Source organism: Kribbella sp. NPDC020701, assembly GCF_055562215.1.
Genome location: NZ_JBVHFT010000016.1, coordinates 199472 through 225832 on the forward strand (window position 1 = coordinate 199472; position 26361 = coordinate 225832).

A 26361-nucleotide genomic window follows, 5' to 3' on the forward strand; every position below is an offset into this window, starting at 1 on the left:
ACGACCAGAGGGTAGTCGGCGTTCGACCGGCTTCCTAGCCTCCAAGCTTTGTCCAGACAGGCAATGCTGCTCGGCATATCTTTGCGGTAGGCCCCGTGCCGATTTGGATCAATGGACTAATTGGCCGGAAGTCAAGTTCCGGGACATGTCGTCCCGCGGCTCATCGCCGGTGTTGGGCGACGGGGCGGTCTCGGGCGCTGGCAGGATGGTCGCGTGAGTCTTCGTGACGGTCGCGATGGCGGCGGCAGCCCGGACCTGCGCCGTGAGTTGTCCGAGCTGCGGGCCGAGCGGGATCGGCTGCGGGCCGAGAATGCGCGGCTGTCCCGTCTGCTGGAGCTTCGGGGCGAGGACACCACGCCCGCACCCGAGCAGCTCGCGGCGCCCGGGGGGCCTGGCGGGCTGGTGTCGATGGCGGGCTCGACGCCGCAGCAGAAGCTCGCCCTCTACCTGGACCTGTTCCGTGCCAGGACCGACACCTACGCGAGGCGCTGGGAGGACCCGCGGACGGGCAAGAACGGGTGGATGCCCGCGGCGGCGGGTGGGTGGCGCAAGGGCATGACCCGCGCGACCGCCCGCCTGCTCCCGCTGACTCCGGATATCGTCGCCGAGCACCTGGCCGCGAGGTCGCGGCAGGACCTGTTCATCGGCCTGTACCCGATGCTCCCGGACAACACCTGCTGGTGGCTGGCTGCCGACTTCGACGGCAAGACCGCGATGCTCGACGCTTTAGCGTACGTCAAGGCCGCGCGAACTGCCGGCGTCCCCGCTGCGCTGGAGATCTCCCAGTCCGGCGCCGGGGCGCACGTATGGATCTTCTTCACCGAGGCGATCACCGCGCAGACGGCACGCGCGGTGGGGACCGCGTTGATCCACGAGGCCATCCTCCAGCGTGGCGCCATGAGCCTGGGCTCGTACGATCGTCTGTTCCCGAGCCAGGACGTACTGCCCGGCTCTGGCCCGGGCAACCAGATCGCCGCACCGCTGCACGGCAACCGCCGCAAGGACGGGCTCACGCTCTTCCTCGACCCGGCCACGCTGGAACCGTACGAGGACCAGTGGGCCTTCCTCTCGACGCTGGACCGGCTCACTCCGGGTGACGCCACTCGCCTTGCCCGCAAGGCGTCGCGCGCCGCCGTCGGCAACGACGTCACGACCCTGGCACGAGCCGAGTCCACCAAGGTGCACCCGCCAATGCCACCGGTCGTGTGCGCCGAACTCGCTGCCGGCCTGGTCCTGGACGCGACCGTCTTCCCGCCTGCTGCTCTGGCGACTTTCAAGCACGCCGCATCGATGGCGAACCCGAAGTTCTACGAGCTGCAACGGCTGCGCAAATCCACCTGGGACACTCCGCGGTTCGTCACCGGTTACGACCTGACCCTGGACGAGAAGCTTGTCCTGCCTCGCGGACTGCGGCACCTGGTGACAGGCATCATCGAGCGCAGCGGCGCCCGCCTCGACGTCACCGACAGCCGGACCGCCGGCACGGAGATCGACGTGGCGCTGATCGGCGAGCTGACCGACCGGCAGGCCGCGGCAGTCGGCGAGCTGCTCGCGTACGACGACGGCGTCCTGGTCGCCCCGCCAGGATCCGGCAAGACGGTCATGGCATGCGCAATCATCGCCGAACGAGCGGTGTCCACCGTGATCCTGGTTGACCGCAAGGCCCTCGCCGACCAATGGCGCACCCGGCTGGCCGTGTTCCTCGGCCTCAAACCGGGACAGGTCGGCGGCGGGCGGAGCAAACTGACCGGGATCGTCGACGTCGCCATGCTGCCCACCCTGGCCAGACACGACGACGTCGCGAACCTGACCGCCGGATACGGGCAGGTCATCGTCGACGAGGCACACCACATCGCCGCAGCCGCCTACGACCACTCGGTCAAGAAGATCGCCGCCCGGTACTGGCTCGGCCTCACCGCCACCCCCGAGCGCCGCGACGGCCTCGGCGAGCTCCTGCGCTGGCAGCTCGGACCGGTCCGGCACACGATGACCGACGAGATCCCCGGGACGCTGGCCGAAGCAGCCGACACCACCGCAGGACCGGCACGAGTGCTGCACCTCCACGAGACCAGGTTCACCGCAGCAGACATCGATCAGGACGCCCCGTCACCGATCGCCGAGGCCCACCGGGCGCTCACTGCCGACAAAGACCGCAACGAGCAGATCCTCGACGATGTCCACGCCGCTCTCGCCCAGGGGCGCAACTGCCTGGTCCTGACCCGCCGGGTCGCCCACCTCGAAACGATGACCTCGCTCCTGGCAGGTCGCGGCCACGAACCACTTGTGCTCCAGGGAGGCATGCCGGCCAAGGATCGACGCGCCGTCGTCGAACGACTCACCGACGCCAGGCCTGGGGACGGCGTCCTGGTCCTGGGCACCACACCGTTCGTCGGCGAAGGGTTCGACGCACCGGCCCTGGATACCCTGTTCCTGGCGGCGCCGATCTCCTTCGACGGACTCCTGGTCCAGTGCGCCGGACGAGTCGTCCGCCCCGCACCCGGCAAGGCCGTCGCCGAGGTCCACGACTACCACGACCCGCTCGTCCCGCTGCTGGCAGCCTCGCTCCAGCGGCGCATGCCCGGGTACAAGCGGCTGCGATTCGACCGGGCCCGATGATGCCCCTCGCTACTGGGCGCCAGTCGCCGTGCACAAGATCATCAGGTCAGCCCTGGCCGATGTGCCGGCATCCGCCCGTGCAGCTCATGAAACCACTGCTGGCCGAGGATCGACCGTTCCCGCGAACAGCCGCTCGACCCTCGTTCGAGACGTTGTGGATCACGTCCCTGGCGCCGAGGTCGCGCTCGACCACCGGCGGGTTGACCAAACTTTGTCGGGTTCGCCGAGACCCCGGGATATCAGGCGCCAGCCCGCAAACCTTCTGGGACCGCGTGTTGCACATCTCCGCCATGATCACCACCACAGGCAGCCGTGTCCGGATCCAGTCGACACCACCTGAACGACAGTGTCTGCCCGCCACAACCAGAGCGGGACACCAGCAAACGCCAAGTAGACAACGCGGTCCCAGGACCAAACCGAAGCTCCTCCTGGGACCCCGACACACCCAAACCACTCACAAACGCACACGGCCAACCACGCCTGCACTCACGGCCGGATGAAGGCTGAGGGTAACGTTGGGCCCGTGAGCACGAAGGCTGAGCGTCAGGCTGCGCGTCAGCAGGTCGCCACTTATCATGAGGTGCAACTGGCGGCTCTGGTTCAGCGGGTCGCTGAGGCGATCGATCGGCACCGCGGCGGTGAACTGGATGTCTTCGAAGCCGACGAAGTGATCTTCCAGTATCAGCGTGCCGCGCGGCAATTGTGGACGTTCTGCCAGACCACCGGCAGTCAGGCTGAGCTCACCGCTCACATCATCCAGCGTATGGCTGAGGCCGGCGAGGCGATCGATTGGTGGAACGCGGCCAACCGCGCCACCGCAGTTGATGTGGAATCCACGGTCAAGACTACGGTCAGAACAGGAATCTTAGCTCAGGAGCAGCGATCCGGACTGGTGATCAAGCTGCCCTGTGACCAGGTGACACATCGGTCCGACCAGGGGGAATGGCTGCCACGTTGCAGGGACCCAGAGGTCGCAGGTTCAAATCCCTGCCCCGCTACTGGCGACGTGCAGGTCGTGCTGCCTGCGTCGTCCGTGGTTGGTGATGGGCGGTTGCGTGTCGAGAGTGATGGGGGTGTTCCGGCGAGCGCGGCTGGTCTGTGGCGGTTCGGGGAAGGCGTGCGCGTCGAGTTGTCGGGGACGCAGCTGAAGGGCCGGGCGACGGTAGCGTTCAAGGTGCCGGCTGGGTGGGATCCGAATCTGGTGCCGGTGGTTGCGTGGCAGGACGGGCATGGTGGTTGGCGGTGGTTGCCGACATCGCCATGGAAGCCTGGCCAGTTGACGGTGACGGCGCAGACCGACCATTTCTCGTCGGGGTTTCTGGGTGGATTCGATATCCAGGCGTTTGCCAAGGATTCGCTCGGGCGGTTAGGGGATTGGCTCACCGGGCGCGCTGGAGTGGCTCAGCCGAGATGCGGTGGCGAGTCGGCGCTGCGGACGAAGGTCACGGTGGCGTCGGACGGTGGTGACTCGGTGAAGTGGTGTGCCGGTGTCGAGTCTGGTCGCGCCGTTGTGCGGATCGCCAACAACCGGCTGGCCTACACGCAGGTGACGTATCCGAAGGCCTGGAAGGTCATCGCCGGCAATCGGCTCGGGTTGAGCGTGGGTGCGCTGACTCAGTGGGTTGCGACGGGTGGGGGAGAAGCTCCTGACGCCACGTGGCAAGTCCGTCATTTTGATACCGCGTGGCGAGAGCGTCACCTTGCGGCTTCCGGATGTTCCGGAGGCGAAGGTGTGGGCGGAGATCAGTCAGGTGGCGTACGTCCTGCAGATTCTCGAGCTGGCAGGTTCCGTCGAGGGCGCGGTGTCGAAGGTGGCAGGGCAGGCCGTCGCGACCGACGGGTGGATGGAGCGACTGGCCAAGACCGTCACGAGCGGCGATCCGTCGAAGGGATGGACGGACGCGGCTAAGAGCTGTTTGAAGAGCTTCACCGACGAGTACACGGACAACTTCTTCGAGGTGGCCGACGTCACCAAGACCATCGAGCAGACGATGAAGTTCGCGGCGAGATGTACCGCTGAGATGGCTCGTGCGTCCATGACCGATGTTCCCGTGTTCCTGGGCGGGCTGGTTTCGGCGTGATCGACGTCGTCGTGTCGACGATCCTGACCGCGGTGAATCTGCTCATCATCAGTGCGCGCGAGATCGTCGACTCGGTGGCGAGCTTCGGGGGCAAGAGCAGTCCCATCTATGGCATCTCGTTCATTCCCAAGGCCGTTCCGACCGAGGTCGTCAACATCAACCCGCTGACCCAGTCCGGTCAGGTGAAGTCAGGTTGGCGGGTCGAGAACACCGGAAAGGGGTTGGCGTGTGCACCCTCCGGTGATGCGTACCCCTCGCCGGCCGCGGTGAGCTCAGGCATCTACTCCTGTGGCTACGTATCCGATGGGGCGGACGTCTGCTAGGTCACCGCCGGACGTGCGGCGCTGTGTGGCGGCGAACCCTGGGACAAACGGCTCTACCGCTGGACTGTCACCGAACCCGGCCTTCCTGCTGTGAAGCCGGATGCTGCTCCTTATCCCTGGGGACTCGAACTCGCCGACGGCACCCGCTGCCGACTCCGCAACGGCGGCGCGTGGTCGGGGCGGCCCGATGGGTGGACCGGCGCCTACTACTGTGACGACGTCAATTTCGTCGTCCTTGCCGACAGCAACCACGACTTTAAGTACCTGGACAAGACCACCACGACCTGGAAGGTATGGGTCGGCGAACTGGACGACTCGGCGAAGTCCATGCCACCGCCCAAGATCATGGCGGTCACAAAGGCATACTTCGCCTCGAGTTGAGTGGCACGGGCCAGCATCCTCCAGAGAACTCGGAAGGCACGGCCGTACTTCAGCGAAATGGCAGCGTGCTTCCATCCCGACGTCGTGATGCACCAAGGTCCGTCCGTTCCGTTCCCGGGCGACTGGGTCATATCAGGACTGGTGCGACCTCGATGCCAGCCGGGCTACCGGGCAGCGTTGCCGCGGGTCGTGGCGGAGACTCTGTCGCGCCAGCCTGGGGTGCGCAGGGACAGGTAGCAGAGGCCGGCCACGGGGACGGGGATCCAGAATTGGAAGAGGCGCCAGGAGACGACGGCGAGTACGGCGATTCCGCCGGGGACTCCGAACCCGATGAGGCCCGGGATGAGGAGGCCTTCGATGATGCCGAGTCCGCCGGGTGTGATCGGGAGGACCGCGAGCAGGCTGGCGATGCTGTAGGCGAGCACGAGTGACGCCGGGTTCATCGGGTGTCCGAAGGCGATCAGGAAGAACCAGAGAGCTGCGGCGTCGAGCAGCCAGTTGAGCGTGGCCCAGGTCAGGAAGGATCTGCGGACCTCGTGGTCCGACAGCAGGTGACGCAGATGGGTCGCGATCTCGCGAGCCCTGGGGCGCCAGCGCCGGGGGAGCCGGCGGAGCGCGAAGCCGAGGATGGCAGCCGCGCCCGCGGCCATCCGCGAACGCTTCCGGGTGGCGACGACGCCGCAGGCGGCGAGCGCGACGCCGATCAGCCAGATGATCAGGTACGGCGCAGTCGGCCCGGAGAACACCAGGTTGGGAATCAGGGCGACCCAGAGGATCGTGGCAAGCGCCACCGCACACCCGACGCCCTGTGCTGCGATGGCCGCGGCGACGTCGGTCGGTGCCGCGCCACCGGAGACCAGAAGCCGATATCGGAGTGCGGTCGTCGTCGCGCCACCGCCCGGCACGATGTGTCCGATGCCGTAGCCGGTCAGATCGCTGCGCAGGAGCCAACCGAAGCCTGGTGGTCTCCTCCTGAGGACGCTGCGAGTGCTCAGCGTGTAGCTCACCAGGCTGATCGCTTCGAGCGCGATTCCGGCGCCGACCCACCATGGATCGACGTTGCGCAGCAGGCGAAGTGACTGCTCGGTGCCGGCCATCCTCGGCAGTACGACGTAGTCGACGACGGCGATGAGAATCAGCAGGCCGACGGCGCTGCGGAGCCAGGCGAGCGCAGTCGTCACCGTTCGCCGGGCGGCCGTGCGCCGCCGGGATCCGGGTGCCGCAGGCCTACTTGCCTGCGGCAACAGGTGAGTCATCGCCGGCCGCTTCGGCTCGCGGTGTCTGCAGGGCGGTGGCGATTTCTCGGGACCAGGCGCCGATCTTGGGCCAGTCCCTGGAGTCGCCGATCAGGTGCTCGAGTTCGGCCCGGTGGGACAGCCGCGCGGTGACCACGTCGGCCTGGAGTTCACCGGCGAAGGTCTTGACCGGTGCTGCCTGGATGAGAGAGGCCAGCTGGGCGACGTCGGGCGGTAGGGACTGGTCCTGGTGCTTGCTCGGACCGATCGGGCCGCTGTGGAAGAGCCAGACCGGGCGGTTGCGGAGCTGCCGCTCGTGGTGGCGGAGGAAGCGAACCACCTCGGGGCGCCAGCGGGCCTGATAGATCGCGCTGCCGACGACGACGGCGTCGTACTCGCTGACCGCCAGGACGGCGCCGACCTCGTGGACGTCGACCTGGTGGCCGGCGGCGCGGAGCTCGGAACCGAGGACTGCCGCGATGGTCGCGGTCGCGCCCATCTTGGTGCCGTAGGCAATGAGTACCTTCTTGGACATCACTGAACTCCCTTCTTCAGCACGCCTTCACTGGTTCTTATGGCGAGACTTTGGTTCCTTCGAGGTTGAATGCGGTAGCGAGGAACGCGGTGACCCGCTGTTCCCATTCGCGCGGATGGGTTCGCAGAGCATCGGTGTGTCCCGTGCCGGGGACGACCCACAGGTCGACGCTGCCGGTCGCGGCGGATCGGATGTAGCGGCCTGCGTTCGGTTCGTCGGCAAGGTCACCGGCAGCGATGAGCAGGACCTTTCGTGGCGCGGTCGCGGCGACCGCATCGCGCAACGCCCGCGGGGGATCTGCGGCCGTGAGCAGGTCGGTGATGCCGAAGGTAAGCCGGTCCAGACCCTCCTGGAGGGTGCCGCGCCAGCCGAATTCGTCGGACAGCCATGCTCGGTCGGCGGCCGTTCGATGGGTCGCGCCTTCGGCGACGACAACACGGATCCGCCGGTCACCGGCCGCCGCGCCGATCGCTTCCTCGCCGCCCATCGACAATCCGACCGCCCCAATCAGCTCGTCATCGACGTCCGGTCGGGTCTGAAGGAACGACACGGCCGCGGCGACGTCTGTGTCGCCGTACCAACCGAAGTCCATGGCGCGTCCGCCGCTGCGGCCATGACCGCGCGCGTCGAGGAGCAGTACGCCGTACCCGTGATGCGCGAGCACGACAGCGTGGTCGAGCGGACTCGAGCGAGTGGAGCCCGCCCCGTGGAGCAGGACGACGGCCGCGTGGTTGCGGGACGGGATGTACCAGCCGGCGAGCGCAACCCCGTCAGCCGTCGGGAACGTGACCTCGGCGAACGTCAGGCCTCGATCTGCCGGAGTGGTTGAGCCGACGGTCGTCGGGGGCACGTTCGTCGCCGCAACAGCCTGACCGACCGTCAGCGCTGCGATGACTACCGCGGCGAGGAGGACGGGCACCACCACGATGCGGCGCCAACTCCGGGGGGCGCGTACCAGAGCCACCCCGCCGAGACCGAGCAGCACGAGTCCGGCCGCCAGGACAGCGATACCTATGACTGTGACGGGATGGACGCCGGCCTTCATCAGGTACGGCGGACCGAGGCCGATCCCGACTCCGAGCAACAGACATCCGGCACTGAACACCAGGCTCGCTCGGACGATCTTTGGACGGTCACCGACTCGCTCCACGTCGCGTCACCTCCTTCGACCAGCCTCTGTCGCGGACCGCCCGCGCCCCAGTGCCGGAGGTCCTGATCTGGCAGGGACAACGTGAAGGGGTGCCCCTCATGACACGGACACGTCGAAGGAGCCTGCTATGAAGCGACTACGGGCAACACTGCTCGGTCTTGGCGTCGCCGTCGGGTTCGGCCTGTTCCGCAAGTACGGCGGTCGGGCAGAGATACAACTGCGTTCGCGATGTTCGGCGAGACCAAGACCCTGGTTCAGTCCGAACGACTGGCGAGCGCCGATGCCACGGCGGTCTTCGGAGCGGTCACTCTCGACTTGCGCGAGGCGCAGGTCGATGACGAAGCAACGGTCGACTGCCTCGCACTCTTCGGTGGTTTCGAGGTTCTGATACCCAAGCGATGGCGGCTCGCCTTGTCAGGCACGCCGATCTTCGGAGGAGTCGAGGACAAGACGATTCAGGACGACCCGCTGCCGCGGAGGCGCCCGTCCTCTTCGTCAACGCGGTCGCGATGTTCGGTGGGGTAGCGGTGGCCAACGAGCCAGGCGAGGCCACCCGCCGGAAGGTCACGGCAACGGAGTACGCCGGCAACCGATCAGGGAAGAGATCTGGCGACGGATTGCCAAGGCTTCGTTCGCGGTGCTGAGCATGCGCAACCCGGCCGCCGCCCGGGCCCGAGTCCCGGTGAACTGAGCGCGCAGGGCCGCCGAATCAGCGCGCAGGCGGCTGATCGGTCGGCTGGTCCGCTGCGGATTCGTCAGGTGCGTTGTCACGGCGGTTGCGCTCCTTGTAGAGCTCGACGCCGAGGTGGCGCAGTACGGCCTGGTCCGATCGGGACGATCCGGTGCTCCGGCGGCTGGCCACGGTGCGCTGCGCGTCGCGCTGCGCGCGGGCGTTGTCGATGTCGGTCATGGCCGGCTCCTTTCTCGCAGTTCCAGCACACGTCGGCTCGCGATCGCGCGACAGGGCAGAAGTGCCCGCTGCGGTGGACCGGAAGGCCCTGGTGTGGACCGCGGCTGCTTCGGACGATGGACCCGAAGGGTCCGTACTTCGGTGTCCGCGGTCTGATCGCGACCAGAGTCGACGTGGCCTACCGGAACGCTGAGCGCGTCGTCGCCATCGAGCGATCGTCCGGGGTCTTCGTCGAGCCGAAACTGCAGGCGGCCGTCACCGCGCACGGGTGGATAGCGAACACGGTGAGCTACATCTACATCTATGGGCACTGGCCGGTGCTGCTGACGACGTTGCTGTGGTTACTGATCCGGCATCGCGAGGCGTACTGGACGTTCCGGAACGCGATGCTCCACTACCTGTTCGACGGCCTGGCCGGCGGCCTGATCGCCCTGCTCAGCCTGCTCGCCGTCAACCGGTTCGGTTCGGCTGGTCGGCGACGGCGTCAGGGTCGAAGGCCTGCCGGGTCCGGTGCCTTCGGCCCTGCTGCGTCGGCGCGGCGCGAGGTGTCGTGGAAGTGAAGGAAGACAACGGAAAGGAGCCACTATGACGACGCTCCAACACAGGGACCCCCGGCGTCAGTTCGCGGACCTGTTCGACTGGGCCGAGGGATTGCCGAGTCTGTTCACCATGCCGGCGATGATGCGCGGCGTCCGGATCGAGGAGTTCAGCGACGACGACAAGTACGTCGTCCGGGCAGAGCTGCCCGGCCTGGATCCGGCGAAGGACGTCAAGGTCGAGGTCGCGAACGGGATGCTGACCATCTCTGCGACTCGTCAACAGGAGGAGCACGACGGTGCCCGCTCGGAGTTCCACTACGGCACGCTCACCCGCCGGGTGCTGCTGCCGGACGGAGCCGACGAGAAGGCCGTCGTGGCCAAGTACACGGCCGGAATCCTCGAGGTGACCGTCCCGATCTCGGTGCAGCCCGCCGAGGCGCGCACGATCACGATCGAGCACACCGACTGACCCCAACCCGGCCCGGCCGGCGGCAACCGGCCGGGCCCGTTCATGAAGGGATGTTTGTGATGAGGCAGTTGGTGATTCTGGGCGCCGGGACCGCCGGTACGACGGTGGCCAACAAACTGAGGCGCCGGCTGGCGCCGGACGAGTGGCGGATCACCGTGATCGACCACGATCGCGATCACCTGTACCAGCCGGGATTGCTGTTCGTCCCGTTCGAGCGCGTACCGACGCCGCTGCTGAAGCCGCGCCGGAGCCTGCTGCGGAACGGGATTCAGCTGCTGATCGGTGAGGTCTCGGCCGTCGACCCCGAGCGGAAGGCCGTCAAGCTCGTCGACGGCGACGTCGTCGGCTACGACTATCTCGTCATCGCCACCGGCACCAGTCCGAGGCCCGACCAGACGCCTGGAATGCTCGGGCCGGAGTGGCATCGCAGCATCCACGACTTCTACACCTACGACGGCGCGTTCGCCGTCCGCGACGCGCTGCGGACGTTCACCGGCGGCCGCCTGGTCGTGCACGTGGTGGACCAGCCGATCAAGTGCCCGGTGGCTCCGCTGGAGTTCGCGTTCCTGACCGAAGCCTACTTCCGCCGCCGGGGCATGCGGGATCAGGTCGAGATCGTCTATGTGACGCCGCTGGACGGCGCGTTCACCAAGCCGATCGCATCGCGGTACCTCGGCCGCTTGCTCGACGAACGCAAGATCGCGGTCGAGACCGATTTCCTGGTCGAGCGGATCGACGCCGAGCGCAAGGCTCTGGTCAGCTACGACGACCGCGAGGTCGGCTACGACCTGCTGGTCACCGTGCCGCTGAACATGGGTGCGGATTTCATCGGCGAGTCCGGCCTCGGTGACGAGCTCAACTACGTGCCGGTCGACAAGCACACCCTGCAGTCGAAGGCTCATCCGGACATCTTCGCCATTGGCGACGCCAACGATATCCCGACCTCGAAGGCCGGCTCGGTCGCACATTTCGCCAGTGAGATCTTCGCCGAGAACTTCTGCCAGTACGTCGAAGGCCTGGCGATGACCCATCGGTTCGACGGGCACGCCAACTGCTTCGTCGAGACCGGCGACGGCAAAGGCCTGCTGATCGACTTCAACTACGACACCGAACCGCTGCCCGGGCATTACCCGCTGGGGCGGATGGGTCCGCTGTCCCTGCTTCGGGAGACGAAGGCGAACCACTGGGGCAAGGTCGCCTTCCGCTGGATCTACTGGCACCTGTTGCTCCCGGGCCGTCGGCTGCCGGTGCCGACCCTGATGTCCATGACCGGCAAACATCGACCGGACGAGGAGGTCCGACCATGACCGTCGTCAACCTCGGCGACACCCATATCCACGTCGACTCCGAAGGATTCCTCACCAAGTACGGCGAATGGACCGACGAGCTCGCCGCACAACTGGCCGCGCAGATCGGCATCGAGCTCACCGACGACCACTGGACCGCGATCCGCTTCCTGCGACAGGACTATCCCTCACACGGCGAGACGGCCACCCTGCGCCGGGTCTCGATCCTGACCGGCATCCCGATCAAACGGCTGTTCACCCTGTTCCCCGGCAAGCCGGCCAAGAAGATGGCGTACGTCGCCGGCCTGCCGAAGCCCCGCGGTTGTGTGTGAGAGAAGGAACCGTCATGACCACCACCGACAGCATGCCGCTGATCGTTCCCGACTTCGGCGATCAGGCATCCGAAGGTCGCAAGCTCGCGATCATCTGCTCCAAAGGCAACCTCGACATGGCCTACCCGGGCCTGATCCTGGCCAACGCCGCACTGGGTGAGGGTGTGGAGACGCATCTGTTCTTCACCTTCTGGGGTTTCGACATGATCACCAAGTCGCGGATGCACGACCTGAAGTTCACCATGCTCGGCAACACCGCCACGCACCTGCCGCAAGGACTCGGCGGCCTGCCCGGCATGACCGCGATGGCCACACACCAGATGAAGAAGCAGATCCACGACATCGGTGTCCCCGACGTACCGGAGTTCCTCGAGCAGATCGTCGCCTCCGGCGGCCACCTCTGGGCCTGCCGGATGTCGGCCGACATGATGCACCTCGACGAGTCCGACCTCTCCGAAGACGTCGAAGGCATCATCAGCGCCGCCGACTTCATCGAGAAGACCAACGGCGCCCAGTTGCTCTTCATCTGAACACCGCCGGCTGCGGGATTCCGCAGCCGGCGAGGTACGGGCAGCTCAGCGAGCCAGATAGCCGCCGTCAATGCACAGTTCGAGGCCGGTGACGAACGAGGCGTCGTCGCTGGCCAGGTAAGCGACGCCGGCGGCGATCTCGTCCGGGCGACCAAGGCGGCCCATCGGGGTGAGCTGGATCATCGTGTCCCAGAACGGGGTGTTCCGGGCAGTTTCCAGGATCGGCGTGTCGATGAAACCGGGGTGGATCGAATTCACCCGGATGCCTTCGGTTGCCCAGTGCAGCGCTGCGTTCTTGGTCAGCGTACGGACCGCACCCTTCGCGGCGTGGTACGCCGGCGACGTGCCGAACCCGCCACTGGTGCCGAAGATCGAGCTGATGTTGATCACCGACGCGTTCCTGGAAGCCTTCAAGTACGGTGCGGCCGTCCGCATCCCGAGGAAGACACCGGTCTGGTCGATATCGATGGTGTGCTGCCAGTCCTTGAGAGTGGTTTCCTCGATCGTCGAGAGATCGCCGATGCCGGCGTTGTTGACCAGGATGTCGATTCCGCCGAATTCCTCCGCGGCCAGTCCGCAGACAGTCTCCCAGTCGGCTTCGCTCGAGACGTCGTGGCGGGCGAAAACAGCACGGGCTCCGGAGTCCCGCAGCGCTTCCGCCACGGCCTCGCCGGCCTCCACCGCGACGTCGGTCAGCAGAACAGCTGCGCCCTCCGCGGCCAGGCGCCAAGCGGTCGCCTTTCCGATGCCGCTCGCGGCTCCAGTCACCAGTGCAACTCGATCATCAAGTCTGCTCATGTCGTCCTCCTCCGTCGCAGTCCAGGACTCAACTCTCTGATTGCACTGGTGCCGACGACAGGGCCGGAGGTCTCGAGATCGGTTGACGATGGGCTCTACTGCCGGCTCGTCGTGCCGGAGCCGCCGCGCGTTCGGAACGCATGGCCCGTGGCCGGTACTGCGAAGGCGAGTGCGGGGATGCACCACTGAGCATCGGCTGTCCGGCAGCCTTCCGCATCGGCCGATCGGTCCCCGCGGGCCGGGACCTTCGACTCTCAGCCGCGTCTGCTGCCCAGGTCACGGCCCGGACGGGTCTTTCGGCCCTACGTGCCCGCACCAGGCGGGAGTTCTCTCGAAGTGCACGGACTCATTGAGGTTGAGGAGATGCATCGTGCAGTACGTCGCACCTGGGAAGCAGGGGAGTCCGGTCGAGGCACGCCCCGGTACGAGAACGGCCGGGGCGGCGTTCGGCGGTTACCAGATCTCGGGCATCGGCCGGGAGAACCAGCGGATGATGCTCGACCACTACAGCCAGACCAAGAACCTGCTCGTCAGCTACAGCGACGAGCCGCTCGGTCAGTTCTGAGCGACAGGAGCATTCGATGACAGCCGTCCGCATCACAGCCACCGCTGCCGCACGCCAGGCGATCCTTCGCTTGAGCGCCGACCGCGGCGCTCCGGTGATGTTCGTCCAGTCCGGCGGGTGTCGCGCCGGCAGCACGCCGATGTGCTACCCGGACGGCGAGTTCCTCGTCGGTCCCGGCGACGTGCTCGTCGGCGAGATCGAGGGCAGCCCGTTCTACATCGACCGGCGGCTGGACCAGGCCTGGGGCGAGGCCACGGTCCAGCTCGATGTCGTGCCCGGCGGGCCAGAGGGATTCTCCCTCGCTGCCGGGCTCGCCGGTCATTTCGTCACCCGATCCACAACCTGCGTACCTGAGAGGCAGATCATGAAAGCAGCAGTTGTCACCGACTTCCGTGCACCTCTGGAGATTCAGGAGATGCCGATTCCCGAGCCCGGGCCGGGCGACGTTCTCGTCCGGATGGAGACCAGTGGGCTCTGCCACACCGACATCCACGCGGCGCACGGTGATTGGCCGGTCAAGCCGACCCCGCCGTTCGTCCCGGGCCATGAAGGCATCGGCGTGGTGGAGAAGCTGGGCGCCGGAGTGACCGACCGAGCGCTGGGCGACCGGGTCGCGATCGCGTGGCTGGGCTACGCGTGCGGCAAGTGCCGGTACTGCATCGGAGGCTGGGAGACCCTGTGCCTGGAGCAACGGAACTCCGGCTACTCGGTCAACGGGAGCTTCGCGGAGTACGCCGTACTGCCCGCTGCCTTCGCGACGCCCGTCCCGAAGGATGTCACCTCACGTGACGCCGCACCGCTGACGTGCGCCGGAGTCACGACGTACAAGGCGATCAAGGTCGCCGGTGTCGCCCCGGCCGAGACGGTCGCGATCTTCGGCGTCGGCGGGCTTGGGCACCTGGCCCTGCAGTACGCGCGGATCGCGGGCGGCATCACCATCGGCGTCGACATCGAGGACTCCAAGCTGGAGATGGCCACCGAACTCGGCGCGGACCACGTGGTGAACGCCGCGAAGACCGATCCGGTCGAGGCGATCCAGGCGCTCGGTGGGGCCGACGTGGCGGTCGCGCTGGCGGCGAACCCGCAGTCGTTCGACCAGGCGTACCGGTCGCTGCGCCGAGGCGGTCGCCTCGTGTGCGTGGCGCTGCCCGCCGACGACGGCGCGCTCAGCCTGCCGATCTTCGACACCGTGCTCAACGGCAAGACCGTGATCGGCTCGATCGTTGGCACGCGCAACGATCTCGAGGACGTCTTCGCCCTGCACGCGGCCGGCCGGACCCGGGTCATCTCCGTCGACCGCAAGCTCGACGACGTCAACCAGTCCATCGCAGACGTGCTGGCCGGCGACATCCCGGCTCGGGTCGTCTTCCAGTTCTAGCGAGGTCACCGATGAGACTGGTGATCGGCTGCCTGGCCGAAACCGCCGAACGTGAGACGCGGGTGGCGCTCACTCCGGACGCGTTTCCCGGCGACCGACGTCGTGCTCGTCGTCGGCGCCAACGACGTCACCAACCCGGCCGCACGACGGCCAGGCAACGCCGTCTCCGGAATGCCGGTCCTGGACGTCGACAAGGCCCGCAGCGTCATCGTGGTGAAGCGGTCGCTGGGTCACGGCTACGCGGGGATCGACAACGAGCTCTACACCAACCCGAGGACCGCGATGCTCTTCGGCGACGCGAAGGTCGTACTGACCGCGTTGATCAACGAGCTGCAGGCCTACGTGCACTGAGGTGATCGTGATGGAAGCAACAGACAGGCCGGCCGGCGGATTGCCGGACGCGGATCGAGACGCGATGCTGCGGGCCGCGGTGGCGGCGCCGTCCATGCACAACACCCAGCCGTGGCGGTTCCGCTTCGGTGACCGGGTGGTCGAGGTGTACCGCGATCGTGAGCGCGAGCTGCCGGCCGAGGATCCCTCCCGGCGGATGTTGTTCGTCTCTCTGGGGGCCGCGATCCTCAATCTGCGGGTCGAAGCGGCGGCCCGCGGGATCGGCTCGGAGGTCCGGCACCTGGTGGACCAGCGCCGGCCGGATCTCGTGGCCGTGATCGAGCTGGGCGGCCCGGTGATCGGTCCACTGGCCGAGTTGGCGCCGTACCTGGCCGTGCGCCGGACGAACCGGGAGCCGTTCACCGATCGGCGGGTGCCCAGACAGGTGCGTGCGCTGCTCGGCCTCAGTGCGTCGGCGGAGGGTGCGGCGCTGCAGTGGCTCGATCGGCCGTCCCGCCGATGGTGGTTGCGGATGGCAACGAATGACGCGGTGAACGCCGACGCCGAGAACCAGGCCCGAACAGCGGAGCGGCGGCGCTGGGTCGGTGGTGATCGGGAGACTGACGGCATCCCGTCGAGTGCGCTCGGGCCGCGAGCAGCGGGTGGCGAGGCGGTGGTACGCGACCTGGCCGCCACGGACGCTGACGCAGCCCGCGCGGTGGCCGATTTCGAACGCGAGCCCCAGTTGGCAGTGCTGGCGACGCGGTACGACGGTCCGATCGAGTGGCTCCGTGCCGGCCAGGCGTTGGAGCACGTGCTGCTCGAAGCCACCGCGCACGGGGTGTCGGTATCGCTGCTGAACCAGGTGATCGAGCACGAAGAGCTCCGCACGCAGATCAACGAGCCCCTCGGCCCCTGGCAGCGCCCGCAGGCGGTGATCCGATTCGGCTACGGCCCACCTGTCCCGCCGACGCCTCGCCGCCCCGGCGAGGCCGTCCTGATTCCTGACTGACAGCGCAGGCCAGGTGTCCCCGATTGTCGGGACCTTGGTCCCTGACCTCGGGAGCGAGGCCGGGCGAGCCTGGAGATGGAGGAACGCGACCGGCTCGCCGGAAGCGGACCGAAGGAAGGTGGCCAGAGGCCACGAGATCCACCGTCATCAAGACGATTCCGGTCCGGTGAGCCGGTCCCCTGCGTCCGGTCGAGATCTGAGTGGGAGGTCGCCGTGAGCACCGTCAAGGAACGGTCGGGGGAGCAGTGGGTGCTCAGGCAGACCCGCCGGCTCGGGATCGGCCGCAGTCCGTTGCGTCGCCGTTCGGATCGCCTGGAAGCGGCCCTGCTGTGGTGCGGGATCGTCGCCGCACTCCTGCTGCTCCCGGTCGCCGCGGCGGTCGGAACCGGTGTCCGCAATGCCAATGACGAGTCGGCGGATCGGCAACGAGCTGTCCTGCACGAGGTCAAGGCAACGACACTGGAGGGCACGGAGCGCGTCGTACCGAGCGCGCCTGGCGACGTCCTGTCGCGGGCGCGGGTCAGCTACATCGACGCGAAGGGCGACCCGCGCGAAGGCACGACAAGTGTGGTGATCGGAACGAAGGCCGGCGCCGAGGTGACGATCTGGCTCGACCGGGCCGGCGCCATTGTGATGGCTCCCCGCTCGAGCTCCGACAGCGCGTTCTTCGGCACCTGGGCCGGCCTGCTGACGCTCGCCGGCTCGTGGCTGCTGCTCTGGGGCGTCGTTCGACTCGCCCAGGTCCCACTGAACCGCCGCCGATCCCGGGAGTGGGAGACCGAGTGGCTCGCCGTCGCACCACGCTGGCTCCGCGGCCAGAAATGACCCACCGGAGCCGGTCCCCGAACGGGACCTTCGGCTCTGCTGGCGGAGTCGCGGCCGTCCGACGCTGGCAGCGAAGGACGAGTGATGGGAGGGCGTGATGAGTACGACGACGTATCCGGTCCGGGTGGACGCGGCGCTCGACGACCGGCTGAATCGGTGGTTGTGGCTGGTGAAGTGGGTGCTGGTGATCCCGCACCTGTTCGTGCTCGCGGTGCTGTGGATCGCGTTCGCGCTGCTGAGCTTCGTGGCGTTCTTCGCCATCTTGTTCACCGGGCGGTACCCGCGAGGGATCTTCGAGTTCAACGTCGGGGTGATGCGATGGACCTGGCGGGTGCAGTTCTATGCGTACGGCGCCCTCGGCACCGACAAGTACCCGCCGTTCACGTTGCACGACGTACCGGACTACCCGGCGCATCTCGAGGTCGCGTATCCGGAGCACCTGTCCCGTGGGCTGGTGCTGGTGAAGTGGTGGCTGCTCGCGATCCCGCACTACATCGTGGTCGGCTTCTTCCTCGGCAGCGGCACCTGGTTCGCCACCCAGGCGGACCACCGCACGCTGGTGTGGGGTGCGGGCCTGGTCGGTCTGCTGGTTCTGGTGGCGGCGGTGGTGTTGCTGTTCACCGGACGGTACCCGCGGTCCGTCTTCGACCTGGTGCTCGGCATGGACCGCTGGGCGCTACGGGTCGCGGCGTACGCGGCCTTGATGGTCGACCAGTACCCACCGTTCCGGCTGGACATGGGCGGTGACGATCCTGCTACGACGCGGCTGCACTCGCCGCCGCTCGAGCAGCGCCCGAAGCCGCCGGCGCACGAACCCGAGCCGCGGATGTCGGGCCGGCGCACCATCGCGCTGATCGCCGGCATCGTGGTCACCCTGGCCTCGGTCATCGGGATCAGCGTCGGGGGAGCGCTCGCGTGGCTGGATCTGGGTCGGCGTGACTCCGCGGGCTTCGTCACCTCGGACAAGGTGACCTTGAGCACGACCGGGTACGCGCTGACGAGCGAGAACCTGACGATCGACGCCGGAGCGGCATCGGTTCCGCGACGCTGGTTCGGCGACGCGCGGATCCGCGTGCAGACGACCACCGGTGCGCCGGTGTTCGTGGGGATCGCCTCCGCAGCGGACGTGCGCAGGTATCTGGCCGGTGTCGGGTACGCGACGGTGCAGGCCGTCGGTCCGAACACCCGGACGTACGACGTCCACGCCGGGACCGCTCCGTCGTCAGCGCCCACCGAGCTGGCCATCTGGCGGGCTCAGTCCACCGGACCGGGCGAGCAAACCCTCACCTGGCCGATCGAGAGCGGCGACTGGATGCTCGTGGTGATGGCGCCCGACGGCAGCAAGGACGTGACGGTGCGGGCCGACGCCGGTGCCACTGCACCCGCGCTGCCGGGGCTGTGGATCGGGATCCTGACCAGTTCGGTCCTGTTCCTGCTGCTGGGCACGCTGACTGTCGCGCTGGTGGTCGTCCGGCAGCCGAAGCCGGGACCTTCGGCCCTGCAGGCACCCCCGCTCACACCGGTCGAATGAAAGAGACGGAAACAACCGACTGAGGGGTCGATGATGAGCGTACGAGTGGGGATCAACGGGTTCGGGCGGATCGGGCGCGACTACCTGCGCTGTGTGCTCGAACGCGAGTCCAGCGGTATCGAGGTGGTCGCGATCAACGACGTCGCGGCACCGGCGACACTCGCGCACCTGCTGCGCTACGACTCGACGTACGGGCCGCTCAAGGAGGAAGTCGGCCACTCGGACGACACGATCACAGTCGGCGGCCGCACCCTGCGTGCGACCGCCGAGCGGGACCCGGCGCGGCTCGACTGGACCGGTGTCGGCGTCGACATCGTGATCGAGTCGACCGGCAGGTTCCGCACGCTCGACACCGCCGGCGCGCATCTGACCGCCGGCGCGCGCAAGGTGATCCTGTCGGTCCCCGGCAAGGACGTCGACACGACCCTCGTGCTCGGCGTGAACGAGGACGACTACGACCCGGCAGCCCACCACGTCATCTCGAACGCCTCGTGTACGACGAACTGCGTCGCACCGATGGTCTCCGTACTACATCGGGCCTTCGGCATCGAGCGTGGATTGATGACCACGATCCACAGCTACACCAACGACCAGGTACTGCTGGACTCGCCGCACAAGGACCTGCGCCGCGGACGTTCCGGCGCCGCGAACCTGATCCCGACCAGTACTGGCGCGGCCCGCGCGGTCGGCCTGGTCATCCCCGAGCTCGCCGGGAAGATCGACGGTGTCGCGGTCCGCGTCCCGATCGAGGACGGCTCGCTGACCGACCTGACCGTGGAGCTGTCCGAGGCCGTCACCGTCGAGCAGGTCAACCAGGCCTTCGCCGACGCCGCGGCCGGGCCGCTGAAGGGCATCCTGCGCTACACCACGGATCCGATCGTGTCCCACGACATCATCGGCGACCCGTCGTCCTGCATCTTCGACGCGCAACTGACACAGGTCCAGGACCACCTGGTCAAGGTCTTCGGTTGGTACGACAACGAGTGGGGCTACACCAGCCGCCTGGTCGACCTGACCGAGCTGGTTGCCGGAGCGCTCTGACAGGAGGAGTCATGAACAGCGAGATGGTCGTCTGGCTCGAGGGCGAGGTTGATCCGGATCAGGTCGGAACAAAGGTCGCTCGCCTGGCCTCGCTGGCCGGCGAGGGCGTCCGGATTCCGGTGGGCTTCGCAGTGACGGCCGCGGCGTACCAGGAGTTCGTTCGCGAAGGCCGTCTGGGACCGGTGATCGCACAAGAGCTGCGCAGGTACCGGGCCGGGCGCGCCCTGGTGGTCGTCGCGGCGGCGATCCGCACGGCCTTCCGCGAGGCGTCGCTGCCCCCGGACCTGGCCGACCGGATTCTCAAGGCCTATGCCGAGTTGGGCGGCGACGGCACCGAGGTTGCCGTCCGCTGCAGTCCGGTCGGATCGCACGACGATGCGCCGGACGAGGTCTTCCTGCGGCTGCGGACCGGCGCGGACGTGCTGGCGGCCTGCCGGCGGTGCTTCGCGTCGCTGTTCAGTGCCGTTGCTGTCGGCAACCGTGAGCACTGGGGTCTGGATCACCTGAAGGCGGCCATGCCGATCACCGTGCAGCCGATGGTGCGCTCGGATCTGGGTGGCTCCGGCACAGTCCGTGGCGAGAGCACCTTCGTACGGATCCGCGCCGCCCGGGCCGGCGGCGATCCCGACCTGTACTCCGTCCACCCGGGCGCGCGGCCGATGATCGTGAAGCACCGCGCGGAGAACGGCTCCGGCTTGGTGCTCACCGACGACGAGATCCGCGAGTTGGCGAACTGGTCGGTGATCGCCGACCGGTACTTCAAGCGTCCGATGGAACTCGAGTGGGCCAAGGACGATCGGTCCGCCGAGCTCTACCTGGTCGAGGTCCGCCCGTGGGTGCTGCCCGCCATGACCATCGGGGCTCCGGTCCGTGGCGATTCCGTGCGTCGGGTGACGTGATGTTCGAGGTGCGGATCCACGGCCGGGGTGGCCAGGGTGTGGTGACGACCGCCGAGTTGCTGTCCGTTGCGGCGTTCACCGAGGGACGGCAGGCGCAGGCGTTCCCGACCTTCGGGTCGGAGCGGACCGGCGCGCCGGTGGTCGGCTTCTGCCGGATCGACGACCGGCCGATCCGGACCCACGAACCGGTGGCGGACCCTGACGCGGTCCTCATCCAGGACGCCACCTTGCTGCACCAGGTGGACGTGTTCGGCGGACTCCGTGCCGACGGGTATCTGCTGATCAACACCTCGCGGTCGCTGGCCGAGCTGGGTCTGGACTCGTACGTCCAGCGGTTCCGGCCGGAGCGCGTGATGACGATCCCGGCGACAGAGCTCGCCCTGACCCACCTGGGCAGGCCGTTGCCGGGTGCCGTACTCCTCGGTGCCTTCGCCGCCTTGAGCGGGCAGGTGGGGCCCGAATCGGTGGTGGCCGTCGTCCAGGAGCGGTTCTCCGGTGCGGTCGCTGCCGGCAACGTCGCGGCCGTCCGCGCCGCCTACGACCTGGCCTGCCGGCAACTCGAGGAGGTGTCCCGTGCTCACGCAGATTGAAGGTTCGCGCGGCGTCGCTGAGGCGGTGGCCCGCTGCCGGCCCGAGGTGATCTGTGCGTATCCGATCTCCCCGCAGACTCACATTGTCGAGGCGCTCAGCGTACTGGTCGCCTCTGGTGAACTGGCCCCGTGCGAGTTCGTGAACGTGGAGTCGGAGTTCGCCGCCATGTCCGTCGCCATCGGCGCGTCGGCGACCGGTGCCCGCGCGTACACGGCGACTGCGAGTCAGGGACTGCTGTACATGGCGGAGGCGCTGTACAACGCTTCAGGGCTCGGCCTACCGATCGTGATGACGGTGGCCAACCGCGCGATCGGTGCCCCGATCAACATCTGGAACGACCACAGCGACGCGATGTCCCAGCGCGACTCCGGCTGGATCCAGTTGTATGCCGAGAGCAATCAAGAGGCCGTCGACCTGCACCTCCAGGCGTTCCGGATCGCTGAGGAGCTGTCCCTACCGGTGATGGTCTGCATGGATGGATTCGTGCTCACGCACGCGGTCGAACGCATCGATCTGCCGGGTCAGGACCAGGTGGACACGTTCCTGCCGCCGTATGTCCCGCGACAGCTGCTGGATCCGGATGAGCCGGTGTCGATCGGCGCGATGGTCGGCCCGGACGCCTTCACGGAGGTCCGCTATCTGGCGCATGCCAAGCACCTGCGGGCGCTGGAGGTGATTCCCCGGGTGGCGAGCGAGTTCGCCGCGGCGTTCGGCCGGGATTCCGGCGGGCTGGTCCGGGACTACCGCTGCGCGGACGCGGAGACCGTCGTCGTCGCCCTCGGCTCGGTTCTGGGGACGGTGAAGGACACCGTGGACGAGCTCCGCGACGAGGGCGTGAGCATCGGCGTGCTGGGCGTGACCTCGTTCCGGCCGTTCCCGTTCGACGCGGTGCGTACGGCGCTCCGCGGTGTGCGGCGGGTCGTCGTACTGGAGCGGGCGCTGGCGGTCGGCATGGGCGGGATCGTGGCGGCCGACGTACGAACGGCGTGGTCCGGCGAGCCGTACACGGTGATCGCTGGTCTCGGCGGTCGTCCGGTCACGAAGAAGTCGCTACGCACGTTGTTCGCCGACGCGGTGGCCGATCGGCTGGAGCCGCTGACGTTCCTGGACCTGAAACATGACCTGGTCGAGCGCGAACTGCGCCGGACAGGCTGAGAGGACTCGCCATGCCTGTGCAACGGATCAAGTTCTATCAGACCGGCAGCTTCGCCGTGGGCAACCGCCTGCTGGACCCGGATCAACGCTCGGTACAGGCCGATACCCACCGGACGAACTCGCTGAACTCGGGACACCGCGCTTGCCAGGGCTGCGGTGAGGCACTCGGCGCCCGCTACGTGCTCGATGCGGTGATGCGTGCCACCGGCAACCAGATGGTGGCGGTGAACTCGACCGGCTGTCTGGAGGTCTTCTCCACCCCGTTCCCCGAGTCTTCGTGGCGGATTCCGTGGTTGCACTCGCTCTTCGGCAATGCACCCGCCGTGGCGACCGGTGTAGCGGCCGCGCTCAAGGCGAAGGGCCGCGGGGACGTTCGCGTCGTCGGTCAAGGTGGTGACGGAGGAACGGTCGACATCGGTCTGGCCTGCCTGTCCGGGATGTTCGAGCGCAACGACGACGTCTTGTTCATCTGCTACGACAACGGCGGCTACATGAACACCGGCGTCCAGCGGTCCGGTGCGACTCCGCACGGCGCCACCACCACGACGACCCCCACGGGAAACTCGTTCGGTCAGGGCAAGAACCTTCCGGAGATCGCGATGGCACACCGGATCCCGTACGTCGCCACGGCGACCGTCGCGGACCTGCGTGACCTCGAGTACAAGGCGAGCCGCGCCATGGAGTTCCATGGTGCGCGCTATCTGCACGTGCTGGTGCCGTGCCCGCTGGGCTGGCGGACTGCCTCCGACGAAACGATCCGGACCGCCCGGCTCGCCACGGAGACCGGTATCTTCCCGGTCTTCGAGGCGGTCGACGGCGTGGTGTCCGACGCGACGAAGATCCGCCGGCTCCTGCCGGTCACCGACTACCTGCGGCCGCAGGGGCGGTTCGCGCACTTGTTCGGAGACACCCCGCGCGAGGACCTGATCACCAGGATCCAGGCCGAGGCGGACCGCAACATCCGCATCTTCGGGCTGACCGAACCGGACGAGGTGAGTTAGATGCCTGAGGCAAACAAGCACGGACCGTTGCCGTTCGCCATCACCCTGGACGTCGGCTCGAGCCTGGCGAACAAGACCGGTTCCTGGCGGACCGAGCAGCCGGTGTACCTCGATCGGATGCCGCCGTGCAACGACGCGTGCCCAGCCGGCGAGAACGTCCAGGAGTGGCTGTCGCACGCCGAGGAGGGCGACTACGAGGCGGCCTGGCGGCAGATCATGGTCGACAACCCGTTCCCCGCGGTGATGGGCCGGGTCTGCTACCGGCCCTGTGAGACCGCGTGCAACCGCGCCACCTTGGACGAGCCGGTCGGCATCAACTCGGTCGAGCGGTTCCTGGGCGACGAAGCGATCGAGCAGAGCTGGTCCGTCGTGGTCGATGCGCCGCCCAGTGGCAAGCGGGTGCTGATCGTGGGCGCCGGTCCCTCCGGACTGTCCGCGGCGTACCACCTGGCGTTGCGCGGCCACCAGGTCACGATCCGGGACGACTCGCCGGAACCCGGCGGAATGATGCGCTACGGCATTCCGGCGTACCGGCTGCCGCGGGACGTGGTCGACGCCGAGGTCCAGCGGATCGTCGACCTGGGCGTGCGGCTGGAGCTCGGCACGCCGGTCACCGATCTCACCGCGGAACTCGCCGAGTTCGACGCCGTGTTCCTGGCTGTCGGGGCGCACGTCGGACGTCGTGCCGACATCCCGGCCGGTGACTCGGCGCGCATCGTCGACGCGGTGTCGCTGCTGGCGGACCTCGAGAAGGGCGAGGAGCCATTGCTCGGCCGCCGGGTCGCGGTGTACGGCGGTGGCAACACCGCGATGGACGTCGCCCGTACCGCACGCCGGCTAGGCGCCACCGACGCCGTGGTGATCTACCGCCGAACGCGCGAGCGGATGCCCGCACACGATATCGAGGTGCGGGAGGCGCTTGAGGAAGGTGTCCGGATCCGGTGGCTGTCGACGATCGTGTACGCCGGCGCGGACCGGGTGCAGATCGAGAAGATGCGGCTCGACGAGACGGGTTTCCCGCAACCGACCGGTGAGTTCGAGGAGCTCGGCGCCGACTCGGTGGTGCTCGCCCTCGGCCAGCAGGCCGAGCTCGCGTTGGTCGAGGATCTCCCCGAGGTCCGAGTCACCAACGGGGTCGTGGAGGTCGACGCGCAGATGATGACCGGCCGCTCCGGTCTCTTCGCGGGCGGCGACATGGTCCCGGGTGATCGCACGGTCACCGTCGCCATCGGCCATGGCAAGAAGGCGGCGCGTCACATCGACGCGTGGCTGCGTGGTACGACGTTCGAGCCGCCGGACCGGCCCGAGCTTGCGACCTACGACCGGCTGAACACCTGGTACTACGCGGACGCGGAGGCAACGATGCGCCCCCAGCTGGATGTCGCGCGACGGATCTCGAGCTTCGACGAGGTGACCGGTGGACTGACCGCCGGGAACGCGCTCTTCGAGGCGAGACGCTGCATGTCCTGCGGCAACTGCCTCGAGTGTGACAACTGCTTCGGCGTCTGCCCGGACAATGCGATCATCAAGCTCGGCCCCGGCGATGGCTACGAGATCGACCTGGACTTCTGCAAGGGCTGCGGCCTCTGCGCTGCCGAATGCCCGAGCGGAGCCATCACCATGATCCGCGACCGCTTCTGACAGGCCCGTAAGGCTGACTGGTTGCCGCCCGCAGTTCGTTGCAGGTCCATCGGGCCCCCGGCGGGGGCCGTTCGGCTCTGCCTGCTGTTGCTGGGGAAGTCGAGAGTGAAGGTATGAGGCGATGGTCGACTGACTACCGGCCGCTCGGCCCGGAGCTGATCGACCGCTGGCTGGGCGAAGGGCTGATCAGCAGGGCTCAGGCCGAGCGGATGCGCGACGACCTCGATCTGAGGTCGGCGCAACTGCCATCTGCCCCGCCGTCACAACCTGACGACCAGCCTGGCGTCGCCCGGCCTCCGCGCGACCGTACGTCTCTGATGATCGAGGCGCTCGCCTACCTCGGTGGCGTGATCGTTCTGGTCGCCGCCGGACTTCTTGCCGCGCAGTACTGGGCTGCGTTGTCCGACATCGCGCAACTCGGCGTGGTCGGTGGGGCTGCGGCGCTGCTGCTGATCGCCGGGCTGGCGGTGCCGCGACACTTGGGAGCTGCGAGTATCCGCCTCCGGTCCGTTCTCTGGCTGTTCTCCACGGCCGCCACTGCTGCGTTTCTCGCCTTGTTCGCCGACCTCGTTCTGGAGTTGCGGGGTGACGACGTCCTGATCGTCTCCAGCGCGGGAGCAGCGGCACTCGCGGCCGCGCTCTGGTGGCGGCTACCGACCTTTCCGCAACAGGCGATGTTCTTCGTCGCCCTGATGGTCACTGCGGCTGCGATGGTCGCGAGGGCGACCGACAACCCACACGTGCCTGGACTGCCGGTCTGGGCGCTCAGCGTGGGGTGGTTCCTGCTCGGCTGGCGCGGCCTGCTGAAACCGCGGCGTCCGGTCTTCGCCGTCAGCGCGGTGGGCGCGCTGGTCGGGGCGGTTATCACGCTCCCTACTGATGCCGGCATGGTGCTCGCGCTCTGCACCGTCGTGGCGATCGTCGTCCTGGCGGTGCTCTTCCGCGATCTGCTGCTGCTCGGGGTCGGTGCACTCGGTGCGCTCAACATCCTGCCGTCCGTCGTCACCGAGTGGTTCCCGGGAGAGCTTGCGCCGCCCTTGGTGCTGCTGGGTTTCGGCGGGCTGCTGGTCGGGGCAGCCGTCTACACAGCCACCAGGGGGAGGCCGTGAATCACCAACCGGGACCGTGCATGTCCACCTGGTGACAGCCCAAGGTCCCGGCGGATGCGGGTCTGTCGGCTCTGCCGCGGGGGACCCGGCCGGACGAG

29 protein-coding genes are annotated in these 26361 nt (G+C 67.9%); 23 read left to right on the forward strand and 6 right to left on the reverse strand.

Annotated features, from left to right (window positions below; all coding sequences use genetic code 11):
* Positions 1 to 213 precede the first annotated feature (213 nt).
* Positions 214 to 2616 carry a TOTE conflict system archaeo-eukaryotic primase domain-containing protein gene (locus ACZ3HV_RS33245; protein WP_465690165.1) on the forward strand — a complete coding sequence of 801 codons (2403 nt, stop codon included), beginning with the start codon at positions 214 to 216 and terminating at the stop codon, positions 2614 to 2616.
* 454 nt (positions 2617 to 3070) lie between these two features.
* Here ACZ3HV_RS33245 and ACZ3HV_RS33250 read toward each other — a convergent pair whose 3' ends face one another.
* Positions 3071 to 3367: a hypothetical protein gene (locus ACZ3HV_RS33250; protein ID WP_465690166.1), complete on the reverse strand. Its 297-nt coding sequence runs from the start codon at positions 3365 to 3367 to the stop codon at positions 3071 to 3073.
* An 880-nt stretch (positions 3368 to 4247) separates the two neighbouring features.
* On the opposite strand from ACZ3HV_RS33250, the gene ACZ3HV_RS33255 reads away from it, so the two are divergent.
* The 3 genes from ACZ3HV_RS33255 to ACZ3HV_RS33265 all read left to right on the forward strand — a co-directional run bounded on the left by ACZ3HV_RS33255 (position 4248) and on the right by ACZ3HV_RS33265 (position 5401).
* Positions 4248 to 4697, forward strand: coding sequence for a hypothetical protein (locus ACZ3HV_RS33255; protein WP_465690168.1), 450 nt, complete (start codon positions 4248 to 4250; stop codon positions 4695 to 4697).
* Positions 4694 to 5020 carry a hypothetical protein gene (locus tag ACZ3HV_RS33260; protein ID WP_465690170.1) on the forward strand — a complete coding sequence of 109 codons (327 nt, stop codon included), beginning with the start codon at positions 4694 to 4696 and terminating at the stop codon, positions 5018 to 5020. Before ACZ3HV_RS33255 ends, ACZ3HV_RS33260 begins: the two co-directional genes overlap by 4 nt.
* A gap of 90 nt (positions 5021 to 5110) precedes the next feature.
* A complete protein-coding gene (locus tag ACZ3HV_RS33265; RefSeq protein ID WP_465690171.1) occupies positions 5111 to 5401 on the forward strand; it encodes a hypothetical protein in 291 nt (96 codons plus the stop codon).
* Positions 5402 to 5565: 164 nt separating this feature from the next.
* Here the strand turns inward: ACZ3HV_RS33265 and ACZ3HV_RS33270 are convergent, their stop codons facing one another.
* The 3 genes from ACZ3HV_RS33270 to ACZ3HV_RS33280 are packed head-to-tail and all read right to left on the reverse strand — an operon-like array spanning position 5566 to position 8321.
* Positions 5566 to 6582 (reverse strand): lysylphosphatidylglycerol synthase transmembrane domain-containing protein, encoded by a 1017-nt coding sequence (locus tag ACZ3HV_RS33270; RefSeq protein ID WP_465690173.1) that lies wholly within the window; start codon positions 6580 to 6582, stop codon positions 5566 to 5568.
* A gap of 46 nt (positions 6583 to 6628) precedes the next feature.
* Entirely contained in the window at positions 6629 to 7171 is a 543-nt protein-coding gene (locus tag ACZ3HV_RS33275) for a flavodoxin domain-containing protein (RefSeq protein WP_465690175.1), read from the reverse strand.
* 37 nt (positions 7172 to 7208) lie between these two features.
* Positions 7209 to 8321 carry an alpha/beta hydrolase gene (locus ACZ3HV_RS33280; protein WP_465690177.1) on the reverse strand — a complete coding sequence of 371 codons (1113 nt, stop codon included), beginning with the start codon at positions 8319 to 8321 and terminating at the stop codon, positions 7209 to 7211.
* A gap of 228 nt (positions 8322 to 8549) precedes the next feature.
* Between ACZ3HV_RS33280 and ACZ3HV_RS33285 the strand changes: the two genes are divergently transcribed.
* Positions 8550 to 8846, forward strand: a complete 297-nt coding sequence (locus ACZ3HV_RS33285) for a hypothetical protein (protein WP_465690179.1) — start codon at positions 8550 to 8552, stop codon at positions 8844 to 8846.
* A 184-nt stretch (positions 8847 to 9030) separates the two neighbouring features.
* Here ACZ3HV_RS33285 and ACZ3HV_RS33290 read toward each other — a convergent pair whose 3' ends face one another.
* The gene (locus ACZ3HV_RS33290) at positions 9031 to 9231 is read right to left on the reverse strand and encodes a hypothetical protein (protein WP_465690181.1); all 201 of its coding nucleotides are present in this window, start codon (positions 9229 to 9231) and stop codon (positions 9031 to 9033) included.
* A 116-nt stretch (positions 9232 to 9347) separates the two neighbouring features.
* Between ACZ3HV_RS33290 and ACZ3HV_RS33295 the strand changes: the two genes are divergently transcribed.
* From ACZ3HV_RS33295 to ACZ3HV_RS33315, 5 genes are read left to right on the forward strand one after another with little or no spacing between them, the layout of a single operon-like run.
* Positions 9348 to 9791: a phosphatase PAP2 family protein gene (locus ACZ3HV_RS33295; protein ID WP_465690183.1), complete on the forward strand. Its 444-nt coding sequence runs from the start codon at positions 9348 to 9350 to the stop codon at positions 9789 to 9791.
* A 25-nt stretch (positions 9792 to 9816) separates the two neighbouring features.
* Entirely contained in the window at positions 9817 to 10239 is a 423-nt protein-coding gene (locus tag ACZ3HV_RS33300) for an Hsp20/alpha crystallin family protein (RefSeq protein ID WP_465690185.1), read from the forward strand.
* A 59-nt stretch (positions 10240 to 10298) separates the two neighbouring features.
* The gene (sqr, locus tag ACZ3HV_RS33305) at positions 10299 to 11546 is read left to right on the forward strand and encodes a type III sulfide quinone reductase, selenoprotein subtype (RefSeq protein WP_465690187.1); all 1248 of its coding nucleotides are present in this window, start codon (positions 10299 to 10301) and stop codon (positions 11544 to 11546) included.
* On the forward strand, positions 11543 to 11857 hold the full coding sequence (locus ACZ3HV_RS33310; protein WP_465690189.1) for a TusE/DsrC/DsvC family sulfur relay protein: 315 nt from the start codon (positions 11543 to 11545) through the stop codon (positions 11855 to 11857). The genes sqr and ACZ3HV_RS33310 overlap by 4 nt, the downstream gene beginning before the upstream one ends.
* Positions 11858 to 11871: 14 nt before the next feature.
* Positions 11872 to 12387: a DsrE/DsrF/DrsH-like family protein gene (locus tag ACZ3HV_RS33315; RefSeq protein ID WP_465690190.1), complete on the forward strand. Its 516-nt coding sequence runs from the start codon at positions 11872 to 11874 to the stop codon at positions 12385 to 12387.
* Positions 12388 to 12432: 45 nt separating this feature from the next.
* On the opposite strand, the gene ACZ3HV_RS33320 is transcribed toward ACZ3HV_RS33315, so the two are convergent.
* Entirely contained in the window at positions 12433 to 13185 is a 753-nt protein-coding gene (locus ACZ3HV_RS33320) for an SDR family NAD(P)-dependent oxidoreductase (protein WP_465690192.1), read from the reverse strand.
* 370 nt (positions 13186 to 13555) lie between these two features.
* Between ACZ3HV_RS33320 and ACZ3HV_RS33325 the strand changes: the two genes are divergently transcribed.
* The 13 genes from ACZ3HV_RS33325 to ACZ3HV_RS33385 all read left to right on the forward strand — a co-directional run bounded on the left by ACZ3HV_RS33325 (position 13556) and on the right by ACZ3HV_RS33385 (position 26263).
* Positions 13556 to 13750, forward strand: coding sequence for a hypothetical protein (locus ACZ3HV_RS33325; protein WP_465690280.1), 195 nt, complete (start codon positions 13556 to 13558; stop codon positions 13748 to 13750).
* 16 nt (positions 13751 to 13766) lie between these two features.
* Entirely contained in the window at positions 13767 to 15128 is a 1362-nt protein-coding gene (locus ACZ3HV_RS33330; RefSeq protein ID WP_465690194.1) for a DUF779 domain-containing protein, read from the forward strand.
* Between the two features lie 51 nt (positions 15129 to 15179).
* On the forward strand, positions 15180 to 15479 hold the full coding sequence (locus tag ACZ3HV_RS33335) for an NAD(P)(+) transhydrogenase (Re/Si-specific) subunit beta (RefSeq protein ID WP_465690196.1): 300 nt from the start codon (positions 15180 to 15182) through the stop codon (positions 15477 to 15479).
* 10 nt (positions 15480 to 15489) lie between these two features.
* Positions 15490 to 16470: an Acg family FMN-binding oxidoreductase gene (locus tag ACZ3HV_RS33340; RefSeq protein ID WP_465690197.1), complete on the forward strand. Its 981-nt coding sequence runs from the start codon at positions 15490 to 15492 to the stop codon at positions 16468 to 16470.
* Positions 16471 to 16683: 213 nt separating this feature from the next.
* Positions 16684 to 17295 (forward strand): Rv1733c family protein, encoded by a 612-nt coding sequence (locus tag ACZ3HV_RS33345; RefSeq protein ID WP_465690199.1) that lies wholly within the window; start codon positions 16684 to 16686, stop codon positions 17293 to 17295.
* A gap of 97 nt (positions 17296 to 17392) precedes the next feature.
* Complete coding sequence (locus tag ACZ3HV_RS33350; RefSeq protein ID WP_465690201.1) at positions 17393 to 18826, forward strand: DUF4389 domain-containing protein; 1434 nt, start codon at positions 17393 to 17395, stop codon at positions 18824 to 18826.
* A gap of 33 nt (positions 18827 to 18859) precedes the next feature.
* Positions 18860 to 19867: a type I glyceraldehyde-3-phosphate dehydrogenase gene (gene gap, locus ACZ3HV_RS33355; protein WP_465690203.1), complete on the forward strand. Its 1008-nt coding sequence runs from the start codon at positions 18860 to 18862 to the stop codon at positions 19865 to 19867.
* An 11-nt stretch (positions 19868 to 19878) separates the two neighbouring features.
* Complete coding sequence (locus ACZ3HV_RS33360; protein ID WP_465690205.1) at positions 19879 to 20766, forward strand: PEP/pyruvate-binding domain-containing protein; 888 nt, start codon at positions 19879 to 19881, stop codon at positions 20764 to 20766.
* A complete protein-coding gene (locus tag ACZ3HV_RS33365) occupies positions 20766 to 21356 on the forward strand; it encodes a 2-oxoacid:acceptor oxidoreductase family protein (RefSeq protein WP_465690207.1) in 591 nt (196 codons plus the stop codon). Before ACZ3HV_RS33360 ends, ACZ3HV_RS33365 begins: the two co-directional genes overlap by 1 nt.
* A complete protein-coding gene (locus tag ACZ3HV_RS33370; RefSeq protein ID WP_465690209.1) occupies positions 21340 to 22512 on the forward strand; it encodes a transketolase C-terminal domain-containing protein in 1173 nt (390 codons plus the stop codon). The genes ACZ3HV_RS33365 and ACZ3HV_RS33370 overlap by 17 nt, the downstream gene beginning before the upstream one ends.
* 11 nt (positions 22513 to 22523) lie before the next feature.
* A complete protein-coding gene (locus tag ACZ3HV_RS33375) occupies positions 22524 to 23513 on the forward strand; it encodes a thiamine pyrophosphate-dependent enzyme (protein ID WP_465690210.1) in 990 nt (329 codons plus the stop codon).
* Positions 23514 to 25154: an NAD(P)-binding protein gene (locus ACZ3HV_RS33380; protein WP_465690212.1), complete on the forward strand. Its 1641-nt coding sequence runs from the start codon at positions 23514 to 23516 to the stop codon at positions 25152 to 25154.
* 113 nt (positions 25155 to 25267) lie between these two features.
* Entirely contained in the window at positions 25268 to 26263 is a 996-nt protein-coding gene (locus tag ACZ3HV_RS33385; protein WP_465690214.1) for a DUF2157 domain-containing protein, read from the forward strand.
* Positions 26264 to 26361: the final 98 nt, after the last annotated feature.

What these genes read in the sequence shown, in the direction of transcription:
- ACZ3HV_RS33330 (WP_465690194.1), top strand. Translation starts at nt 13,767, where the DNA reads ATGACAGCCGTCCGCATCACAGCCACCGCTGCCGCACGCCAGGCGATC.
- ACZ3HV_RS33360 (WP_465690205.1), top strand. Translation starts at nt 19,879, where the DNA reads ATGAACAGCGAGATGGTCGTCTGGCTCGAGGGCGAGGTTGATCCGGAT.
- gap (WP_465690203.1), top strand. Translation starts at nt 18,860, where the DNA reads ATGAGCGTACGAGTGGGGATCAACGGGTTCGGGCGGATCGGGCGCGAC.
- ACZ3HV_RS33290 (WP_465690181.1), bottom strand. Translation starts at nt 9,231, where the DNA reads ATGACCGACATCGACAACGCCCGCGCGCAGCGCGACGCGCAGCGCACC.
- ACZ3HV_RS33380 (WP_465690212.1), top strand. Translation starts at nt 23,514, where the DNA reads ATGCCTGAGGCAAACAAGCACGGACCGTTGCCGTTCGCCATCACCCTG.
- sqr (WP_465690187.1), top strand. Translation starts at nt 10,299, where the DNA reads ATGAGGCAGTTGGTGATTCTGGGCGCCGGGACCGCCGGTACGACGGTG.
- ACZ3HV_RS33340 (WP_465690197.1), top strand. Translation starts at nt 15,490, where the DNA reads ATGGAAGCAACAGACAGGCCGGCCGGCGGATTGCCGGACGCGGATCGA.
- ACZ3HV_RS33295 (WP_465690183.1), top strand. Translation starts at nt 9,348, where the DNA reads ATGGACCCGAAGGGTCCGTACTTCGGTGTCCGCGGTCTGATCGCGACC.
- ACZ3HV_RS33365 (WP_465690207.1), top strand. Translation starts at nt 20,766, where the DNA reads ATGTTCGAGGTGCGGATCCACGGCCGGGGTGGCCAGGGTGTGGTGACG.
- ACZ3HV_RS33275 (WP_465690175.1), bottom strand. Translation starts at nt 7,171, where the DNA reads ATGTCCAAGAAGGTACTCATTGCCTACGGCACCAAGATGGGCGCGACC.
- ACZ3HV_RS33350 (WP_465690201.1), top strand. Translation starts at nt 17,393, where the DNA reads ATGAGTACGACGACGTATCCGGTCCGGGTGGACGCGGCGCTCGACGAC.
- ACZ3HV_RS33375 (WP_465690210.1), top strand. Translation starts at nt 22,524, where the DNA reads ATGCCTGTGCAACGGATCAAGTTCTATCAGACCGGCAGCTTCGCCGTG.
- ACZ3HV_RS33300 (WP_465690185.1), top strand. Translation starts at nt 9,817, where the DNA reads ATGACGACGCTCCAACACAGGGACCCCCGGCGTCAGTTCGCGGACCTG.
- ACZ3HV_RS33315 (WP_465690190.1), top strand. Translation starts at nt 11,872, where the DNA reads ATGACCACCACCGACAGCATGCCGCTGATCGTTCCCGACTTCGGCGAT.
- ACZ3HV_RS33310 (WP_465690189.1), top strand. Translation starts at nt 11,543, where the DNA reads ATGACCGTCGTCAACCTCGGCGACACCCATATCCACGTCGACTCCGAA.
- ACZ3HV_RS33320 (WP_465690192.1), bottom strand. Translation starts at nt 13,185, where the DNA reads ATGAGCAGACTTGATGATCGAGTTGCACTGGTGACTGGAGCCGCGAGC.
- ACZ3HV_RS33285 (WP_465690179.1), top strand. Translation starts at nt 8,550, where the DNA reads ATGTTCGGCGAGACCAAGACCCTGGTTCAGTCCGAACGACTGGCGAGC.
- ACZ3HV_RS33385 (WP_465690214.1), top strand. Translation starts at nt 25,268, where the DNA reads ATGAGGCGATGGTCGACTGACTACCGGCCGCTCGGCCCGGAGCTGATC.